Origin of the sequence: Streptomyces sp. NPDC006314, from assembly GCF_040613075.1 — a bacterium.
In the GTDB taxonomy this organism is placed as follows: domain Bacteria; phylum Actinomycetota; class Actinomycetes; order Streptomycetales; family Streptomycetaceae; genus Streptomyces.
On the sequence record NZ_JBEXRL010000010.1, the window covers coordinates 298785 to 316270 of the forward strand.

Below are 17486 nucleotides of genomic sequence, written 5' to 3' on the forward strand. Positions count from 1 at the left end.
CCCCGAAGTCGGTGTCAGCCGAAGGTCACGTCGACGTACGGCGTCTCCGCGCACCCGGCCTGCGCTCGCTCGGCCGCGTCACCGGGTCGCCGGCCTCCAGCGCGGCGGCGCGGCGCTTCATGCCGAAGTCGGCCAGGGCCTCCGCCAGCTTGTGGACCGACGGCTCCGGTGCCATGACGTCGACCCGCAGCCCGTGCTCCTCGGCCGTCTTCGCCGTGGCCGGGCCGATGCAGGCGATCACCGTCACGTTGTGCGGCTTGCCGGCGATACCCACCAGGTTCCGCACCGTGGACGACGACGTGAAGAGCACGGCGTCGAAACCGCCGCCCTTGATCGCCTCCCGCGTCTCCGCCGGCGGCGGCGAGGCCCGCACGGTCCGGTAGGCCGTGACGTCGTCGACCTCCCAGCCCAGCTCGATCAGCCCGGCGACCAGGGTCTCCGTGGCGATGTCGGCGCGGGGCAGGAAGACACGGTCGATCGGGTCGAAGACCGGGTCGTAGGGCGGCCAGTCCTCCAGCAGACCGGCGGCCGACTGCTCCCCGCTGGGCACCAGGTCCGGCTTCACGCCGAAGGCGATCAGCGCCTTGGCGGTCTGCTCACCCACCGCAGCCACCTTGATACCCGCAAAAGCCCGAGCATCGAGGCCGTACTCCTCGAACTTCTCCCGCACCGCCTTGACCGCGTTGACCGAGGTGAAGGCGATCCACTCGTAGCGGCCCGTCACCAGGCCCTTGACGGCACGTTCCATCTGCTGGGGCGTGCGCGGCGGTTCGACGGCGATCGTCGGGACCTCGTGCGGCACGGCACCGTAGGACCGCAGCTGGTCGGAGAGCGACGCCGCCTGCTCCTTCGTACGCGGCACGAGCACCTTCCAGCCGAACAGCGGCTTGGACTCGAACCACGACAGCTGGTCGCGCCGGGCGGCGGAACGCTCACCGACCACGGCTATCACCGGCCGGCCGCCGTCCGGCGACGGCAGCACCTTCGCCTGCTTCAGCGTCTGCGCGATCGTGCCGAGGGTCGCCGTCCAGGTGCGCTGACGGGTCGTCGTACCGGCGATGGTGACCGTCAGAGGCGTGTCCGGCTTACGGCCCGCCGAGACCAGCTCGCCCGCCGCCGCGGCCACGGAATCGAGCGTCGTCGAGACGACGACCGTGCCGTCCGAGACGCCCACCTCCGTCCAGCAGCGGTCGGAGGCGGTGCGGGCGTCCACGAACCGGACGTCCGCGCCCTGCGCGTCCCGCAGCGGCACACCGGCGTACGCCGGCACACCGACCGCGGCCGCCACGCCCGGTACGACCTCGAAGGGCACACCGGCGGCGGCGCAGGCGAGCATTTCCTCGGCCGCGTACGTATCAAGTCCCGGGTCCCCGGACACCGCACGGACGACCCGCCTGCCGCCCCGCGCGGCCTGCATGACAAGATGAGCGGCATCCCGGGCAGGTGCCGGGGCAGCGGCGGTTGTTGACGTGCCGTCAACGACCGTGAGCTGCGGCGTGCCTGTGCCCGGCGGCGAGACCGCGGAGGGAGCTGTATCTGTCGGCACGACGTCTGTCCGCACGACGGAAACACCCTGTCGGGCGTGCGTCCGGATCACGTCGAGCACCTCGTGCTCGGCGACCAGGACATCCGCGTTCGACAGCGCCTCCACGGCGCGCAGAGTCAGCAGTCCCGGATCCCCGGGTCCGGCACCGAGGAAGGTGACGTGCCCGTGTTCCGGACCGGCGGCGGGAAGAGTGGTGGGGCTCACTGTGCTCGCTCCCCCATCAGACCGGCCGCGCCCTGGGCGAGCATCTCGGTGGCGAGTTCGCGACCGAGTGCCGTTGCCCGGTCGTGCGTCTGGGGCACGGGACCGGTGGTGGACAGCTGCACCATGCGGGTGCCGTCGGTCGTGCCGACGACGCCGCGCAGGCGCATTTCCTTGACAATCTGCCCGTCGGCCAGCAGGTCGGCCAGCGCGCCCACAGGGGCGCTGCAACCGGCCTCCAGGGCGGCGAGCAGTGACCGTTCGGCGGTGACGGCGGCCCGCGTGAACGGGTCGTCGAGTTCGCCGAGCGCCGCGATGAGGTCCGCGTTGTCCGCGGCACACTCGATCGCCAGGGCCCCCTGGCCGGGGGCGGGCAAAACCGTGTCGACCGACAGGAAGTCGGTCACCTCGTCGATCCGGCCGATCCGGTTCAGTCCGGCGGCGGCCAGGACGACCGCGTCGAGTTCACCGCCGCGGACGTATCCGATCCGCGTGTCGACGTTGCCGCGGATCGGGACCATCTCGATGTCCAGGCCGTGGGCGCGGGCGTACGCGTTCAGCTGCGCCATGCGACGCGGGGAGCCGGTACCGATGCGGGCCCCGCGGGGCAGATCGGTGAACTTGAGGGCATCGCGCGAGACGATCACGTCCCGCGGGTCCTCGCGCACGGGTACGGCGGCCAGGACCAGTTCCCCGGGCTGCGTGGTCGGCAGGTCCTTGAGCGAATGAACCGCGAAGTCGACCTCGCCCTTCAGCAGCGCGTCGCGCAACGCCGTGACGAACACGCCGGTGCCGCCGATCTGCGCGAGCGCCTCGCGGGAGACATCGCCGTACGTGGTGATCTCGACCAGCTCGACGGGCCGCCCGGTCACCTGGCGGACGATGTCCGCCACCTGCCCGGACTGGGCCATGGCGAGCTTGCTCCGCCTGGTCCCCAGCCTCAAAGCGTTCTCACTCATGCCGGTCGGTCCTTCGTCTCTGTGCTGTCCCCGGCCCGGGAGACGGCGGCCACCGTCTCGGGGTCGAGGTCGAAGAGGGTGCGCAGCGCGTCCGCGTACCCGGCGCCGCCGGGCTCGGCCGCGAGCTGCTTGACCCGTACGGTCGGCGCGTGCAGCAGCTTGTCGACGACCCGGTGCACGGCCTGCCGGATCTCGCCGCGCTGGCGCTCGTCCAGGTCGGGCAGGCGGCCGTCGAGCCGCGCGATCTCACTGGCGACGACGTCGGCGGCCATGGTGCGCAGCGCGACCACGGTCGGCGTGATGTGCGCCGCCCGCTGGGCCGCCCCGAAGGCCGCGACCTCGTCGGAGACGATACGCCGGACCAGGTCGACGTCGGCCGCCATCGGAGCGTCGGCGGAAGCTTCCGCCAGCGACTCGATGTCCACCAGGCGCACCCCGGCCAGCCGGTGCACGGCCGCGTCGATGTCGCGGGGCATGGCCAGGTCGAGCAGGAACAGGGAGGGCGCCGGACGCGGGATCACGGCGACCGGCTCGGGCCTCCGCCGCTCGGGGATGCGGCCCACCGTGGCGGCGGTCGCGGCGAGCGCGGTGATCAGCTCGGCGTCCGCCTCGGGGGTACGGCGTTCCCGGCGGTCGACGGCCCCGTTGTCCACCCAGGCCGCGTGCTGCTCCAGCGTGGCCGCGTCCAAGCCGGCCACGGCGGCCTCGCCGAGCACGGAGAAGCCGGTCGCGCCCTGCACGGCAGCCAGGTCCAGCGGGCAGTTCTCCTCGGTGCCGACACTGGTGGGCGGCAGCGGCTCCTCGGTCGTCACGGCCGTGGGACCGGTGCCGGCGACGGGCTGCCCGGTGCGGCCCTCTACCGCCTGCGCGACCGACTCGGCCGTGAGCACCAGGCCCGTCGCCCCGGTACAGGAGACGACGACGTCGGCACGTGTCAGCTCGCCGGGCACGGCGTCCATCGTCACCGCGCGGGCGGTCACGGCGGTGTCGTCGCCCTCGGTCAGGATCTGTGCCAGCCGCTCGGCGCGATCGAAGGTCCGGTTGGCGACGACGACGTCGGCGACCCCGGCCCGCGCGAGCGTGGCAGCGGCCAGGGAGGACATCGATCCGGCGCCGATGACCAGAGCCTTCTTGCCCGCGGCCCAGGCGGCGACCTCCGCGCCGGCGGCCAGCTGCTCCAGCCCGAAGGTGACCAGGGACTGCCCGGCGCGGTCGATACCGGTCTCGGAGTGGGCGCGCTTGCCGACCCGCAGGGCCTGCTGGAACAGGTCGTTCAGCAGCCGTCCGGCGGTGTGCAGCTCCTGCGCCCTGGCCAGCGAGTCCTTGATCTGCCCGAGGATCTGCCCCTCGCCGACGACCATCGAGTCCAGCCCGCAGGCCACCGAGAACAGGTGGTGGACGGCCCGGTCCTCGTAGTGCACGTAGAGATAGGGGGTCAGCTCCTCGAGGCCGACCCCGCTGTGCTGGGCGAGCAGCGTGGACAGCTCGGCGACACCGGCGTGGAACTTGTCCACGTCGGCGTACAGCTCGATGCGGTTGCAGGTGGCGAGCACCGCCGCCTCGGTTGCGGGCTCGGCGGCGACCGTGTCGTGCAGCAGCTTGGTCAGGGCGTCCGCGCTCAGCGCGGCCCGCTCCAGCACGCTGACCGGGGCGCTGCGATGACTGAGGCCTACGACGAGAAGGCTCATGCCGGCATCACGGCGGGTACGTCGCCCTCGGGGCCCTGGTCGGCGGAATCCTCACGGGTGGCGGCCGCGGGCAGGGCGCCGTCGCCGGCCGCGGTCTCCTCGCCGGCCTTGCGCTGCTCGTGGAAGGCGAGGATCTGCAGCTCGATGGAGAGGTCGACCTTGCGCACGTCGACGCCGTCCGGGACGGACAGCACGGTCGGCGCGAAGTTCAGGATCGAGGTGACCCCGGCGGCCACGAGCCGGTCGCAGACCTGCTGGGCGGCACCGGCCGGGGTGGCGATCACACCGATGGAGACCCCGTTGTCCTCGATGATCTTCTCGAGGTCGTCGGTGTGCTGGACGGGTATGCCCGCGACCGGCTTCCCGGCCATCGCCGGGTCGGCGTCGATGAGGGCGGCGACCCGGAAGCCACGGGAGGCGAAGCCGCCGTAGTTGGCCAGGGCCGCGCCGAGGTTGCCGATACCGACGATCACAACCGGCCAGTCCTGGGTCAGGCCGAGTTCGCGGGAGATCTGGTAGACGAGATACTCCACGTCGTAGCCGACACCGCGCGTTCCGTAGGAGCCCAGGTAGGAGAAGTCCTTGCGCAGCTTGGCGGAGTTGACCCCCGCCGCCGCGGCCAGCTCCTCGGAGGAGACCGTGGGGACCGAGCGCTCCGACAGTGCGGTCAGGGCTCGGAGGTACAGCGGAAGCCGGGCGACGGTGGCCTCGGGAATCCCTCGGCTACGGGTCGCCGGTCGGTGTGTTCGGCCAGTTGCCACGGTGCTCCTGCGGGTAGAGCGGGGCTGCAGGCGGTCATACGTCCCCAGACCGCCCCGTCGACAGCAGGCTATGTCTTTGTGAACGCGTGCACAAAGATGGTGTCCGATTTGCCCGGCAGAAGTGACCGGGGTCACGCACCTTCGGCGCCCGCGACAGGAACCGGCACGAACGCACCGTCGTTCCTTCGTTACTGGGGGCAAAACCGCACACTCTCCTCACGAATCCCGCCCCCGAGACCAAACCGCCGTTGATCCTAAGCGACTTTCCGGGCCAGTTTGGACTACTCGGTCAGTGCCCGGCGCAGTCGCTCCTCGTTCACGCGCCAGAAGGTGTGCTGTTCACCATCGATCAGCACGACCGGGATCTGCTCCCAGTACCGGTCGTACAGGGCCCGGTCCTCGGTGATGTCCTTCTGCTCCCAGGACACGCCGAGCTCGCCACAGACCTTGTCGATCACGAGCTCGGCGTCGTCGCACAGATGACAACCGGGCTTGCGGATGAGGGTGACCAGCCGCTCACGGGGCTCGGTCCTACGCCTGAAGAGGGGACTCATACCGGCCATTGTCCCGCGTGCGGTACCGCGCATCCCGCGGCTTCCCGCCCCTCGTCAACGGCCCCGCCACCGAGAGTTCACACCCTTCCGACCTCTCGGCTCCGGAAGCACCGAACAGACTGGCTATGCTCACGACATGGCCGCTCTCGGATGGCTCACTCCCCGTAGGCGCTCCGCCACGGCGCGGAGCGTGTTGGCAGGCGAGGCCTCGGCGGAGGCTGCCCGCAAGTCCTCGCAGGAAGTGCAGGAGACCCCGCGGCTCGCCGCGGAGGAGCCGGAATTCCCGGTTCTCGGCGATGACAAGGCGGCCGCCTTCTTCGACCTCGACAACACCGTGATGCAGGGTGCCGCGCTGTTCCACTTCGGCCGGGGCCTGTACAAGCGGAAGTTCTTCGAGACCCGCGACCTGGCCAGGTTCGCCTGGCAGCAGGCGTGGTTCCGGCTGGCCGGAGTCGAGGACCCCGAGCACATGCAGGACGCCCGCGACTCCGCCCTGTCCATCGTCAAGGGCCACCGCGTCGCCGAACTGGAGACGATCGGCGAGGAGATCTACGACGAGTACATGGCCGGCCGCATCTGGCCCGGTACCCGCGCCCTGGCCCAGGCCCACCTGGACGCGGGCCAGAAGGTGTGGCTCGTGACGGCCGCCCCGGTCGAGATCGCCCAGGTCATCGCCCGCCGCCTCGGCCTGACCGGCGCGCTCGGCACGGTCGCGGAATCGGTCGCGGGCGTCTACACCGGCAAGCTGGTGGGCGAACCGCTGCACGGCCCCGCGAAGGCGGAGGCGGTCCGCGCCCTGGCCGCGGCGGAAGGACTGGACCTCTCCCGCTGCGCGGCCTACAGCGACAGCCATAACGACATCCCCATGCTGTCCCTCGTCGGCCACCCCTACGCCATCAACCCGGACGCCAAGCTCCGCAGGCACGCCCGCGAGAAGGACTGGCGCCTGCGCGACTACCGCACCGGGCGCAAGGCGGCCAAGGTCGGCATCCCGGCGGCGGCCGGCGTCGGCGCGGTCGCCGGTGGCACCGCGGCCGCGATCGCTTTGAGCCGACGCCGCCGATAGCTCGGCGCGTGGGCGGGGGGCCGATCGCCCCGGCGCTGCCACCCGTCCTCCGGCCGCGGCCCCGTCCGGGTGGTCGCGCAGTCCACCGCGCCCCTCGGGGCCCTCGCCCGGCCTCCGCCCCACGCGCACGGATTATGCCGCGGCCACCTCAACACGCCCCGTAGTTCACCGAAACCCGCCTTTTTCCGTTCACCAACCGATCACTTTGCGGCACTCGATAGGGCGTCAATCGGTTACAGAAGCGACGCAATCGATGATTTGAGCAACTCGGTGTAGCAGTGCCTGCACGAAGCGTTATTCTCCTCAAATGCACACCGGTACCCCTCCGTCGCTACGACGGGTGAACGGTCCCGCACTGCACGTGATGGAAGCTCTGCCTCTGGGAGTCCCGTGTACCCACACGTCGGGGTTGACGCCTCGGGCCTGGCTACGCTGCGCGCAACGGTCAAAGAGACGCTGCGTGGCTTCGTCCCCACCGCGTACGCCGTCCCCGCCTTCGCCACCGCCGCGCCCGTAGGCCCGTGCTACGCACTGGCCGACGGCGGCGCCGCGGTCGGCAGACGCGGGCGCTCCGCCGGCGCCCCCGCCGCCCGCCGCCCCGCCGCGGACAGCGACAGCGCCCGCATGATGGACCTCGTCGAACGCGCCCAGGCGGGGGAGGCCGAGGCCTTCGGGCGCCTCTACGACCAGTACAGCGACACCGTGTACCGGTACATCTACTACCGCGTCGGTGGCCGGGCGACCGCCGAGGACCTCACGAGCGAGACCTTTCTGCGTGCCCTGAGAAGGATCGGCACCTTCACCTGGCAGGGGCGGGACTTCGGGGCGTGGCTGGTGACGATCGCCCGGAATCTCGTCGCCGACCACTTCAAGTCCAGCCGCTTCCGTCTCGAGATCACCACCGGCGAGATGCTGGACGCCAACGAGGTCGAGCGATCCCCCGAGGACTCCGTCTTGGAGTCCCTGTCGAACGCCGCTCTGCTGGACGCCGTGCGCCGGCTCAACCCGCAGCAGCAGGAGTGCGTGACGCTCCGGTTCCTCCAGGGCCTCTCGGTCGCCGAGACCGCCCGGGTCATGGGCAAGAACGAGGGCGCCATCAAGACCCTCCAGTACCGTGCCGTGCGCACCCTCGCCCGGCTCCTGCCGGAGGACGCGCGCTGAACCGGGCGACCCGGCACGCCACGCAGGACAACGCTCAACTCACGCGGCGTGAACGCCGGTTGCCTTTCTGAACCGATCATCCGCCATCCGTAACCCAAGTGCCACGCCAGTCGTTGTGCGGGATACAGGCTCCCTGTGGTCACGTCCTGGCCGACCCTGATCACTCGATCGGGGGAAATGGTCGTGGACGTGCAACCCTCAGGACCCCCTGGGGAGTCGACCGTCATGACGAGAGGAGGTGCCGCCAGTGATCGCGAACGTATCGGCGCACCGGCGGGCGAACGCCTTCGCCCAGGCCCTGGAGGAGCAGTCCGACCGGGACACGGCGGCCGAGCAGTCCGCAGCACCGGCGGAATCGCCGCCGGCCGCCGAGGAACACACCGAGCAGGGCCCGCTGCTGGCCCTGGCGGCGGGTCTCGGCGCGCTGCCCAGGCCGCAGCTCGACCCCGAGGTCAAGGTCGTCCAGCGCGCCCAGCTGGTGGCCGCGATGGAGGCCATGCTCCAGGAGGGGGCAGGGGCGGCGGATGCGTCGGTGCCGGAACAGCGTTCCCATCGGGCCAAGGGCGCCCACCGGGCGAGCCCACTGGGCAAACTCCGCCCGCGTTCCAGGCTGACCAAGGGGCTCGCCGCGGGCGGGCTGAGCGTCGGTGTGGCCGCCGGGGCCTTCGGCGGAATCGCCGCCGCCAGCTCCGACGCCCTGCCCGGCGACTCGCTGTACGGCCTCAAACGCGGCATCGAGGACTTCAAACTCAACTACCTGGCCGACGGTGACGACCAGCGCGGCCAGAACTACCTCGACCAGGCCTCCACCCGGCTCAACGAGGCCCGCCGGCTGATGGAGCGCGGCCGCGGCGGCCATCTCGACCACGAGTCCATCGGCGAGATCCGCCGCACCCTGTCCGGCATGCGGCACGATGTCGCCGAGGGCCACCGCCTGCTGCACGCGGCCTACGCGGCCGACCCCGACTCCCTGGGACCCATCCAGGCGCTCTCCGCCTTCTCCCGGTCCCACCGCGAGATGTGGAGCGCTCTCAGCGACAGGCTGCCCGTGCAGCTCGGGGACGTCAAAGAGCAGGTGTCGTCGGCGTTCGACGCCATAGACGAAGAAGTCGCCCCGCTGCAGTCCCTGCTTCCGCAGCCGTCGGCCCAGCCCGGCGACGGCAAGCGGCACGGGGGCTCCGGCCCGGCGTCCACCGGCTCCTCCGACACCCACCGGCCGACCGCGCCCAGCTCCGGGGACACCCCGTCCTCCGGTCGGCACACGAGCACCGGCGCCCCGAGCGGCTCGGCCACCGGCAGCGCCGGCGACGGCCTCATCGGCGGCGACACCGGCGGCCTGCTCGACCCGCCCAGGACCGGCACCGGCAGCAGTACGCCGTCCACCAGCAAGCTCCCGACGAGCGAACCGGACGTCACCCTGCCGCCGCTCCTCCCGGGCCTGCTGCCCCGCCTGGACATCGACGGCGAGGACGCGGACTAAGCCGTACGGCAACGAATGACAGTGGGGGCGCCCCTCCCGAGCGGGGCGCCCCCATCGTCGTACCACCGCACCTCTCAGAAGAAGACCGACCTCCGCTGCACCAGGAGCTTGTACAGCGTGTGCTGGATCTGTTCGCGGACCTGGTCGGTCAGGTTGAACATCAGCATCGGGTCCTCGGCCGCCTCCGGCGGATAGCCGTCCGTCGGGATCGGCTCACCGAACTGGATCGTCCACTTCGTCGGCAGCGGGATCGCGCCCAGCGGGCCCAGCCACGGGAAGGTCGGCGTCAGCGGGAAGTACGGGAAGCCCAGCAGCCGGGCGAGCGTCTTCGCGTTGCCGATCATCGGGTAGATCTCCTCGGCTCCGACGATCGAGCAGGGGATGATCGGCGCGCCCTGCCGCAAGGCGGTCGAGACGAAACCACCGCGGCCGAACCGCTGCAGCTTGTACCGCTCGCTGAACGGCTTCCCGATGCCCTTGAAGCCCTCCGGCATCACACCGACCAACTCGCCCTGCTCCAGCAGCCGCTCGGCGTCCTCCGTACAGGCCAGGGTGTGCCCCAACTTGCGGGCCAGCTCGTTGACCACCGGCAGCACGAAGACCAGGTCGGCGGCGAGGAGCCGCAGATGCCGGCCGGCCGGATGGTGGTCGTGCACGGCGACCTGCATCATCAGGCCGTCCAGCGGCAGCGTCCCGGAGTGGTTCGCGACGATCAGCGCCCCGCCCTCGGCCGGGATGTTCCCGATGCCCTTCACCTCGACCCGGAAGTACTTCTCGTACACCGGCCGCAGCAGCGACATCAGGACCTGGTCGGTCAGCTCCTCGTCGTAGCCGAAGTCGTCGACCTCGTACTCCCCGGTCAGCCGGCGCCGCAGAAAGGCCAGCCCGGCCGCCACACGCCGCTCCAGGGCGCCGTCACGCCCGCCGGCCCCCGACTGCCCCGGCGGCTCCTCCTCGCGGCTCACACCGCCATGTTGGTGCGCCTGCGCCCGGCCCGGCAGAGGCTGGACCTCGCCGATCTCCGCGGCCTCCCCGGCCGCGCGCACCGTCGCGCTCTCGCCGCCCTTGCGCCGGCTCCCCGTGCCCCGGCGCCGCGCCGGGCGCTGCGCGGCGTTCCCACGGGACCGGTCGTCGTCGAACGGAATGACCTTGGCGTCCGCCATCGTTGCTGCGCTCCTCAGTTGGCGCTGTGCGTCGTGGGCCGGCCGCTGACCGGCGCGGCCAGCGCGGCGACCCGGTCGACGGCCCTCGCGAGAGCCTCCGGCGGCAGCAGCCCGGGGCCCTGGCCGCGCGCGAAGTCCTCGAACGTCTCCGCCGTCGTGTACCTGGGCGTGAAGCCCAGCGTCTCGCGCATCTGCACGGTGTCCACGACCCGCCCGTGGGTGAGCAACCGGATCTGCTCGGGTGAGAAGTCCGTCATTCCCAGCGTACGGACCAGGGAGCCGGCCCAGGTGACCGCGGGCAGCAGCAGCGGCACGGTGGGGCGGCCCAGCCGCCGGGAGCACTGCGAGAGCAGCAGCGCCCCGTCCCCGGCGATGTTGAACGTGCCGCTGTTGAGGGTGCCCCGGCGCGGCTCGTGCGAGGCGATCCGCAGCACCTCGATGACGTCGTCCTCGTGTACGAACTGCAGCCGTGGGTCGTAGCCGAACACGGTCGGCAGGACCGGCAGCGCGAAGTACGAGGCGAGCGGGGTGTCCGCGGCAAGTCCGAGGATGTTGGCGAACCGCAGCACGCACACGGCGACGTCCGGCCGCCGCCGGGCGAACCCGCGCACATACCCCTCGACCTCGCAGGCGTCCTTCGCGAAGCCGCCACTGGGCAGCGACTTCGGCGGAGTCGTCTCCGTGAACACGGCGGGATCACGCGGCGCCGACCCGTACACGTTCGTGCTGGACTTCACCACCAGCCGCTGCACGGTCGGCGACTTCTGGCACGCGCCCAGCAGCTGCATGGTGCCGATGACGTTGGTCTCCTTGACCGTGGCCCGGTTGCCGCCGCCCAGGGCCGTGCCCGTCACGTCCAGGTGCACGACCGTGTCGGCGCCCGTCTCGGCGAGCACCCGGGCGATGGTCGGCTGCCGGATGTCGGCCTGGATGAAGTCGGCCCCGCCCAGATGGTGCGCGGGCGGCACCGCGTCGACGGCGATCACACGGTCGACCTCCGGGTCCCGCTGGATCCGCCGCACGAACCGGCCGCCCAGCTGCCGGGCCACTCCGGTGACGAGCACGACCTTCGCCAAGATCAGCGCCTTCCTTCCCGCGTTACCGGTATCCCGCGTTCCCCGTGTGCGGCCAACTTAGCGGTTCGGCGTCGCGCTGTGATGACCGCCCGCTGCGCGAGGTGACCGAATGTCCCCCATCGGAATACGCCGAGTACCCGGGGACCGCCCGCGGACATGCCTGTGGCCCCCCACCACTGCTGGTGGGAGGCCACAGGTACACGCCCTGGCGGCGCCGCTTACTTCTTGTTGCGACGCTGAACGCGCGTGCGCTTGAGCAGCTTGCGGTGCTTCTTCTTGGCCATCCGCTTGCGCCGCTTCTTGATAACAGAGCCCACGACTACCCTCGCTCACTTCTCATCACTCGGTTGTTTGGGCGCCATGGGCCCACACGACCTACGAGGGGCTAGCCTACCCAACCGAGCGCCGAGGTCGTAATCGAGGGGTGCTCCAGGGTCTTCCGAGCGCGCCGTCAGGCCGTTTCCACCCCCACATAGCTGTCGCGGAGGTACTCGTGTACCGCTTGCTCCGGGACGCGGAAGGACCGCCCCACCCGGATCGCGGGCAGATGACCGCTGTGCACCAGCCGGTACACGGTCATCTTCGACACTCGCATCACCGTGGCGACCTCCGCCACGGTAAGGAACTGAACCTCGTTCAGAGGCCTCTCGCCAGCTGCAGCCATGACACACCTGAACCTTCCGCACTCGACGGCCACCGGCTTCCCCTTCCGGTGACTCTTCGTCGTTGCGTGCTCACTCCCCAATGTAGGGGCGGGTGATGCGAGTGGGGAAGAGGTGCACCCATCACCGCCCTACTGCGACAGACGCGCTCGTTTGAGTACGTAGCGGGTAAGCGGGCGGTAGTGGTCGGATCGCACGGCGTCATCAACCGGAACGACGACGGACACGTGCCCCTCCGCCTCCCCCACGAACAGCGCGGGATCATTGGTGTCGGCCAGGCCGATCGCCTCGAACCCCAGCTGACCAGCACCGCAGACCCACCCGTGGTCCCCGACGACCAGCTCGGGCAGCGGCCCCCCGCCCCGAGCCGCGGCCTCGAGCGCGATCCGAACCGGGAGCGGAGAATGACTGTGGACACCCGGCTCACAACCGGGGCGCTCGGCCCCTGGTTCCCGCACCAAGGCAACCCCTCGTAGGTAGTCGAGCTGGTGTGTACGTAGACCGAACCGGGTCAATATGTCGACACAACGACCCTGCGCCGGGGTGAGCACCTCACATCCCGCCGCCGAGAGCGCGTCCGCCAGGCCGGCGTAGAACCCGAGCAGCCGCTGCGGATGCCCGGTGCCGAACAGCACGGGCGCGCCCCGCCGGGCGACCTCGCGGAGCCGCTCCGCGAAGGCATCCAGCGCGGCCAGCGTCCGCTCCGGATCGATCACATCCGGGCCGGAAGTGTGCCGAGGATCGGCCGAAACCCCACACTTCTCCGCCATCAGCGCGAGTAAGTCCCGTTGGCCCCAAGGCCATTCAGGATCAATTCCGATCAGCACGCGCGGATCCCGCGCCGCGAACAGCCGATAGCTCCGCAGACTGTCCTCCCGCGAGGTCCCCACGACCCCGGCCAGCCGAACGGCCAGCAGATGCGCACGAAGCTCCGCGGGGGTCGACACGCGTGTGATGGTGACCCATCAGGTGGGCAGGCGATGCCGGAACACGGAATTACCGCACGGTTGGCGTAATGGAGGTCCAACGGAGCCGCGGGCGGTCGTGCCGCTTGGAGCGGCACCCGCCCCGAAGAAGGCGGCACCCCGCCGGCGCGGGCGAGCGACCCCACCCCCGGCCGGCACCGACACCGACACCGACACCGAGCGGCCGCTAGGGCAACAGCCCCCGCAACGGAAACGCCGCCCGCCGCGTAGCCAGTACGGCCTGATCCAAGCGGTCGGCGGGGTCGTACCCGGACTCCCAGGAGTCCCAACTCACCGGCCACCGCCCATCGGTCATCCGCTGCGGCCCCCACTGCCGAGTCCGCGCGAACACCGCCTGCCGCCACTGCTCGGGAATCACCGCCTCCGGAGCAACGGGCCGCCCCGCCGCGATCCCCACCAGATGCGTCCATGAGCGTGGTACGACGTCGACCACCGCGTAGCCGCCCCCGCCCAGCGCGACCCACTTCCCCCCGGCGTACTCATGCGCCAACTCATGACAGGCCACCTGCACCGCCCGCTGCGCATCCAGCGAGACGGCGAGATGCGCCAACGGATCCTCGAAGTGCGTATCAGCCCCGTGCTGCGAGACGACCACCTGTGGCCGGAACTCGGCCAGCAGTTCCGGCACCACCGCGTGAAACGCCCGCAGCCACCCCGCGTCTCCGGTCCCCGCCGGCAGCGCCACGTTCACGGCGGCCCCCTCGCCCGCCCCCGCCCCGGTCTCCTGGGGCCACCCGGTCTGCGGGAACAACGTATGGGGATGCTCATGCAGCGAGATCGTCAGAACCCGCGGATCCTCCCAGAACGCCGCCTGCACCCCGTCCCCGTGATGCACGTCGACGTCCACATAGACGACCCGCTCGGCCCCCAGCTCCAGCAGCCGGGCGATCGCCAGCGCCGCGTCGTTGTAGATGCAGAATCCCGACGCACCCCCCGGCATCGCATGGTGCAGCCCACCCGCGAAATTCACGGCGTGATCGGCGTGCCCCCGCCACACCGCCTCCGCAGCCCCCACCGACTGCCCGGCGATCAGCGCGGACACCTCGTGCATCCCGGCGAACGCGGGATCGTCGACCGTACCGAGCCCGTACGCCCCCCGGGCCCCCGCCGGATCGGCGGACGCGGCCTTGACGGCGTCGATGTAGTCCTCCCGGTGGACCAGCCGCAGCGTCGACTCCCCGGCCGGTTTCGCCGAGACGACCTGCATCTCCCGGTCGAGCCCGAAGGCACCCACCAGTTTCCGGGTCAGCTCCAGCCGGACCGGATCCATCGGATGGTCCGGGCCGAAGTCATAGCCCGTTACTGCCTCGTCCCACATCAGCTGTGCGCGGCCGCTCATGCCCGCCACCGTATCGGCCCGGTTGAGCGGCGAACGACCTGGCGTACACCAGTGTCACCAGCACCAACACCATCGGCACGAGCATGGCGCCCCGGTAGCTCCACGCATCCCCGAGCGCCCCCACCAAGGGCGAACCCACCAGGAAACCGAGGTAGTTGAAGATGTTGAGCCGCGCGATGGCGGCATCCGACGCCCCGGGGAACAACCGCCCGGCCGCCGCGAACGTCTGCGGCACCAGAACGCACAGCCCCAGCCCCAGCAGGGTGAACCCGAACATCCCCACCCACGCGCCCGCCGCTGAGGCCACCACCGCGAATCCACCGGCCGCGACCAGCGTCCCCAGCCGTACGACCGTCACGGCGCCGAACCGCCGCACCCCGAAGTCCCCGACGGCCCGCCCCACCAGCGTCGTCACCATGTACACGTTGTACGGCACGGTCGCCAGCTGCTCGGAGCCGCCCAGCACGTCCTCCAGGTACTTCGCGCTCCAGTTGGAGACGGTCGAGTCCCCGATGTACGCGAAGGTCATCACCAGACACAGCGGCAACAGCAGCCTGAAGGCGACCCGGCTCCCCCGCGCCTGCTCTTCCTTGGCCGGTACGGCGTCCCCGTCGACGTACCAGCGGCTCCCCACCAGCACCGCCGGCAGCAGAACGAGCACCACCGGCAGATACGACACTCCCAGCGCGAGATGCCAGTGCGCCCCCACCCAGGCCAGCGAGGCCCCGAGGATCCCGCCTAGGCTGTAGGCGGCGTGGAGACCGAGCATGATGCTGCGCCCGTACGACCGCTGCAGGCTGACCCCGAGCATGTTCATGGAGGCGTCCAACGCCCCCACGGCCAGCCCGAACGCGCCCAGCGCCACCGCCAGCGCCGCCACCTGCCCGTGGCCGCCCGCTCCGACCCCCAGCAGCGCCAGCAGCACCAGCGGCTGGGACCAGCGCAGCACGCTGCTGGGCCGGGCCCGCTTCACCAGCTGCTCGGTGGTCACGCTGCCGACACCGGCAAGGATCGGCACTGCGGCAAGGAAGACCGGCAGCAGCGCGTCGGAGACTCCGTAGCGGTCCTGGACGGCCGGGATACGGGTGACCAGGAGGGCGAACGTGACGCCCTGGGCGAAGAAGCCGAACGCCAGCGAGGCCCTACCGCGCCGCAGCACATCAGTCATGGCGGCGAGCGTAGGGCCCCTGACTACCTGTGGGTAGATCCAGCCAAAGGTGAGTTTCCTTCAGCTTTACCGCCCACACGGGTCGGGCCTCAGGCGGTGGCGACCACCACGGGCGCCTCGGTCTGGCCGCCCTCGGCATCCACCTCGGCGGCCAGCATCTTCTCCATCGGCTCGATGGCCAGGCCGCCGCTGAGCACGATGGCGATCGCGACCGCACCGATCATGATGACCGTGCCGAGCCACACCATGGTGTCCACGGGGATGGTGTACGCGCCCACCACCCGCAGGACGCACTCGGTGAGCAGCACCAGCCCCCAGACCACGGAGAACGCGTTCTCCTTCCGCCGGAAGGCCTCGGATCCGGCCGCCGCCCCGCTCGCCAGCCGCTGCCAGGCGGCCTCCTTCGCCGTGTCTCCCTTGATGAGGAAGGGCTTCATACCAGCGGTCATCATCGGCTTGCCGAGCCGGACGGAGATCAGGATGCCGATGGCGACCGTGCTGCTGACGCCGCTGTCCTTGGCCAGCATCAGCCGCGGGTCGCCCGAGACGAAGCTCAGCAGCAGCGTGACGACGTTCACGAAGAGGATGAGTCCGGCCAGCGCATTGGTCCTGCGCTCCTTGACCAGGCCCCACACGGTCCGCGCCGCCGGCACCACGCTGCTCCAGGCGAGCGCCGCGAAGGTGCTCATCCCGAAGCCGTCCGTGAAGAGGTAGTACGAGCCGAGCGGCACCGCCACGTCGACGAGCAGCGGCTTGAAGTTGTCCATCAAGCTGGGGCGCTGCTCCTGCTGCTCGCTCCGGCCCCGGGTCCCCGTGTTCTTCGTCATGCCCTCAGCTTCGCCGCCGGCGGGGGTCCGCCAGTAGAAACGATCGTCCGGAGGTCCGCATGACAAATGTCAGGCACAGAGCGATGGCTCGGGTCATACCAGCAGGTCAGCCAACTCCCCCATGCGGGAGAAGAGTTGGTTCGCCCTGGCGAGCTTCGGCGCCGGCGTCATCGCGGTGAACCCGTACACGTCCATACCGGCCGCCACGGCGGCCTGGACGCCCAGCGGCGAGTCCTCGACCACCAAACACCTCTCCGGGGCCACCCCCATCCGCTCGGCCGCGTACAGAAAGAGATCGGGCGCCGGCTTGCCCCGCCCCACATCCTGCGAGCTGAAGATCCGCTCCTTCACGAACCACCGGTCGAGCCCGGTCGTCCGATGTCCCACCCTGATCCGTTCGTGGCTCCCCGAGGAGGCCACGCAGTACGGCACCCCGTCCGCGGCCAGCTTCTCCAGCACGCCCCCGACGCCGGCCACAGGCTTCAACTCCCGCTCGAAGGCGGCGAAGACGCGCGCGTGGAAGACGTCGTCGAAGTCGTCCGGCAGCCGCCTCCCGGTCCGCTCCAGGACGAGATCGTGGATCCGGTGCATCGCCGACCCCATGTAGTCCCGTATGGACTCCTCGTACGACGTCGGGTGCCCCAGCTCGGTGAGATAGGCGGCCAGGAGCCGGTTGGAGATCGGCTCGCTGTCCACCAGCACGCCGTCGTTGTCGAAGATGATGAGGTCGTAGCGCATGCCTCGACCATAAAGGACCCCGAACGCAGAAAACCCCCGCATCTTTCGATGCGGGGGTTTTCTCAAGATTTGTTCGGCGGTGTCCTACTCTCCCACAGGGTCCCCCCTGCA

The 17486-nt window shown here is 70.8% G+C and carries 17 protein-coding genes; 3 read left to right on the forward strand and 14 right to left on the reverse strand.

What is annotated here, in order from left to right; genetic code table 11:
- Window positions 1-25: 25 nt before the first annotated feature.
- The 5 genes from ABZ079_RS21005 to ABZ079_RS21025 all read right to left on the reverse strand — a co-directional run bounded on the left by ABZ079_RS21005 (window position 26) and on the right by ABZ079_RS21025 (window position 5709).
- A complete protein-coding gene (locus tag ABZ079_RS21005; protein WP_356940927.1) occupies window positions 26-1750 on the reverse strand; it encodes a bifunctional uroporphyrinogen-III C-methyltransferase/uroporphyrinogen-III synthase in 1725 nt (574 codons plus the stop codon).
- Window positions 1747-2706 (reverse strand): hydroxymethylbilane synthase, encoded by a 960-nt coding sequence (gene hemC, locus ABZ079_RS21010; protein ID WP_356940928.1) that lies wholly within the window; start codon window positions 2704-2706, stop codon window positions 1747-1749. The genes ABZ079_RS21005 and hemC overlap by 4 nt, the downstream gene beginning before the upstream one ends.
- Window positions 2703-4394, reverse strand: coding sequence for a glutamyl-tRNA reductase (locus tag ABZ079_RS21015; RefSeq protein ID WP_356940929.1), 1692 nt, complete (start codon window positions 4392-4394; stop codon window positions 2703-2705). The genes hemC and ABZ079_RS21015 overlap by 4 nt, the downstream gene beginning before the upstream one ends.
- Window positions 4391-5155 (reverse strand): redox-sensing transcriptional repressor Rex, encoded by a 765-nt coding sequence (locus ABZ079_RS21020; protein WP_356940930.1) that lies wholly within the window; start codon window positions 5153-5155, stop codon window positions 4391-4393. The genes ABZ079_RS21015 and ABZ079_RS21020 overlap by 4 nt, the downstream gene beginning before the upstream one ends.
- Before the next feature lie 281 nt (window positions 5156-5436).
- Window positions 5437-5709, reverse strand: coding sequence for a glutaredoxin family protein (locus ABZ079_RS21025; RefSeq protein WP_356940931.1), 273 nt, complete (start codon window positions 5707-5709; stop codon window positions 5437-5439).
- Between the two features lie 136 nt (window positions 5710-5845).
- On the opposite strand from ABZ079_RS21025, the gene ABZ079_RS21030 reads away from it, so the two are divergent.
- The 3 genes from ABZ079_RS21030 to ABZ079_RS21040 all read left to right on the forward strand — a co-directional run bounded on the left by ABZ079_RS21030 (window position 5846) and on the right by ABZ079_RS21040 (window position 9416).
- Complete coding sequence (locus tag ABZ079_RS21030; protein ID WP_356940932.1) at window positions 5846-6775, forward strand: HAD-IB family hydrolase; 930 nt, start codon at window positions 5846-5848, stop codon at window positions 6773-6775.
- Between the two features lie 390 nt (window positions 6776-7165).
- Window positions 7166-7936, forward strand: coding sequence for an ECF subfamily RNA polymerase sigma factor, BldN family (locus ABZ079_RS21035; RefSeq protein WP_356940933.1), 771 nt, complete (start codon window positions 7166-7168; stop codon window positions 7934-7936).
- Between the two features lie 247 nt (window positions 7937-8183).
- Entirely contained in the window at window positions 8184-9416 is a 1233-nt protein-coding gene (locus tag ABZ079_RS21040; protein ID WP_356940934.1) for a DUF5667 domain-containing protein, read from the forward strand.
- A gap of 74 nt (window positions 9417-9490) precedes the next feature.
- Here the strand turns inward: ABZ079_RS21040 and ABZ079_RS21045 are convergent, their stop codons facing one another.
- The 9 genes from ABZ079_RS21045 to ABZ079_RS21085 all read right to left on the reverse strand — a co-directional run bounded on the left by ABZ079_RS21045 (window position 9491) and on the right by ABZ079_RS21085 (window position 17375).
- Window positions 9491-10579 (reverse strand): lysophospholipid acyltransferase family protein, encoded by a 1089-nt coding sequence (locus tag ABZ079_RS21045; RefSeq protein WP_356940935.1) that lies wholly within the window; start codon window positions 10577-10579, stop codon window positions 9491-9493.
- Window positions 10580-10593: 14 nt separating this feature from the next.
- Window positions 10594-11655 carry an NAD-dependent epimerase/dehydratase family protein gene (locus ABZ079_RS21050; RefSeq protein WP_356940936.1) on the reverse strand — a complete coding sequence of 354 codons (1062 nt, stop codon included), beginning with the start codon at window positions 11653-11655 and terminating at the stop codon, window positions 10594-10596.
- Window positions 11656-11873: 218 nt separating this feature from the next.
- Window positions 11874-11972, reverse strand: a complete 99-nt coding sequence (locus ABZ079_RS21055; RefSeq protein WP_003948845.1) for an AURKAIP1/COX24 domain-containing protein — start codon at window positions 11970-11972, stop codon at window positions 11874-11876.
- A gap of 134 nt (window positions 11973-12106) precedes the next feature.
- On the reverse strand, window positions 12107-12319 hold the full coding sequence (locus ABZ079_RS21060) for a helix-turn-helix domain-containing protein (protein ID WP_046417307.1): 213 nt from the start codon (window positions 12317-12319) through the stop codon (window positions 12107-12109).
- A 129-nt stretch (window positions 12320-12448) separates the two neighbouring features.
- Window positions 12449-13264 (reverse strand): phosphatase, encoded by an 816-nt coding sequence (locus ABZ079_RS21065; protein ID WP_356940937.1) that lies wholly within the window; start codon window positions 13262-13264, stop codon window positions 12449-12451.
- A 205-nt stretch (window positions 13265-13469) separates the two neighbouring features.
- The gene (locus tag ABZ079_RS21070) at window positions 13470-14642 is read right to left on the reverse strand and encodes an acetoin utilization protein AcuC (protein WP_356940938.1); all 1173 of its coding nucleotides are present in this window, start codon (window positions 14640-14642) and stop codon (window positions 13470-13472) included.
- Complete coding sequence (locus tag ABZ079_RS21075) at window positions 14593-15810, reverse strand: MFS transporter (RefSeq protein WP_356940939.1); 1218 nt, start codon at window positions 15808-15810, stop codon at window positions 14593-14595. The genes ABZ079_RS21070 and ABZ079_RS21075 overlap by 50 nt, the downstream gene beginning before the upstream one ends.
- 89 nt (window positions 15811-15899) lie before the next feature.
- Entirely contained in the window at window positions 15900-16637 is a 738-nt protein-coding gene (locus ABZ079_RS21080) for a VC0807 family protein (protein ID WP_356940940.1), read from the reverse strand.
- Window positions 16638-16730: 93 nt separating this feature from the next.
- Entirely contained in the window at window positions 16731-17375 is a 645-nt protein-coding gene (locus ABZ079_RS21085; protein ID WP_356940941.1) for an HAD family hydrolase, read from the reverse strand.
- Window positions 17376-17486: the final 111 nt, after the last annotated feature.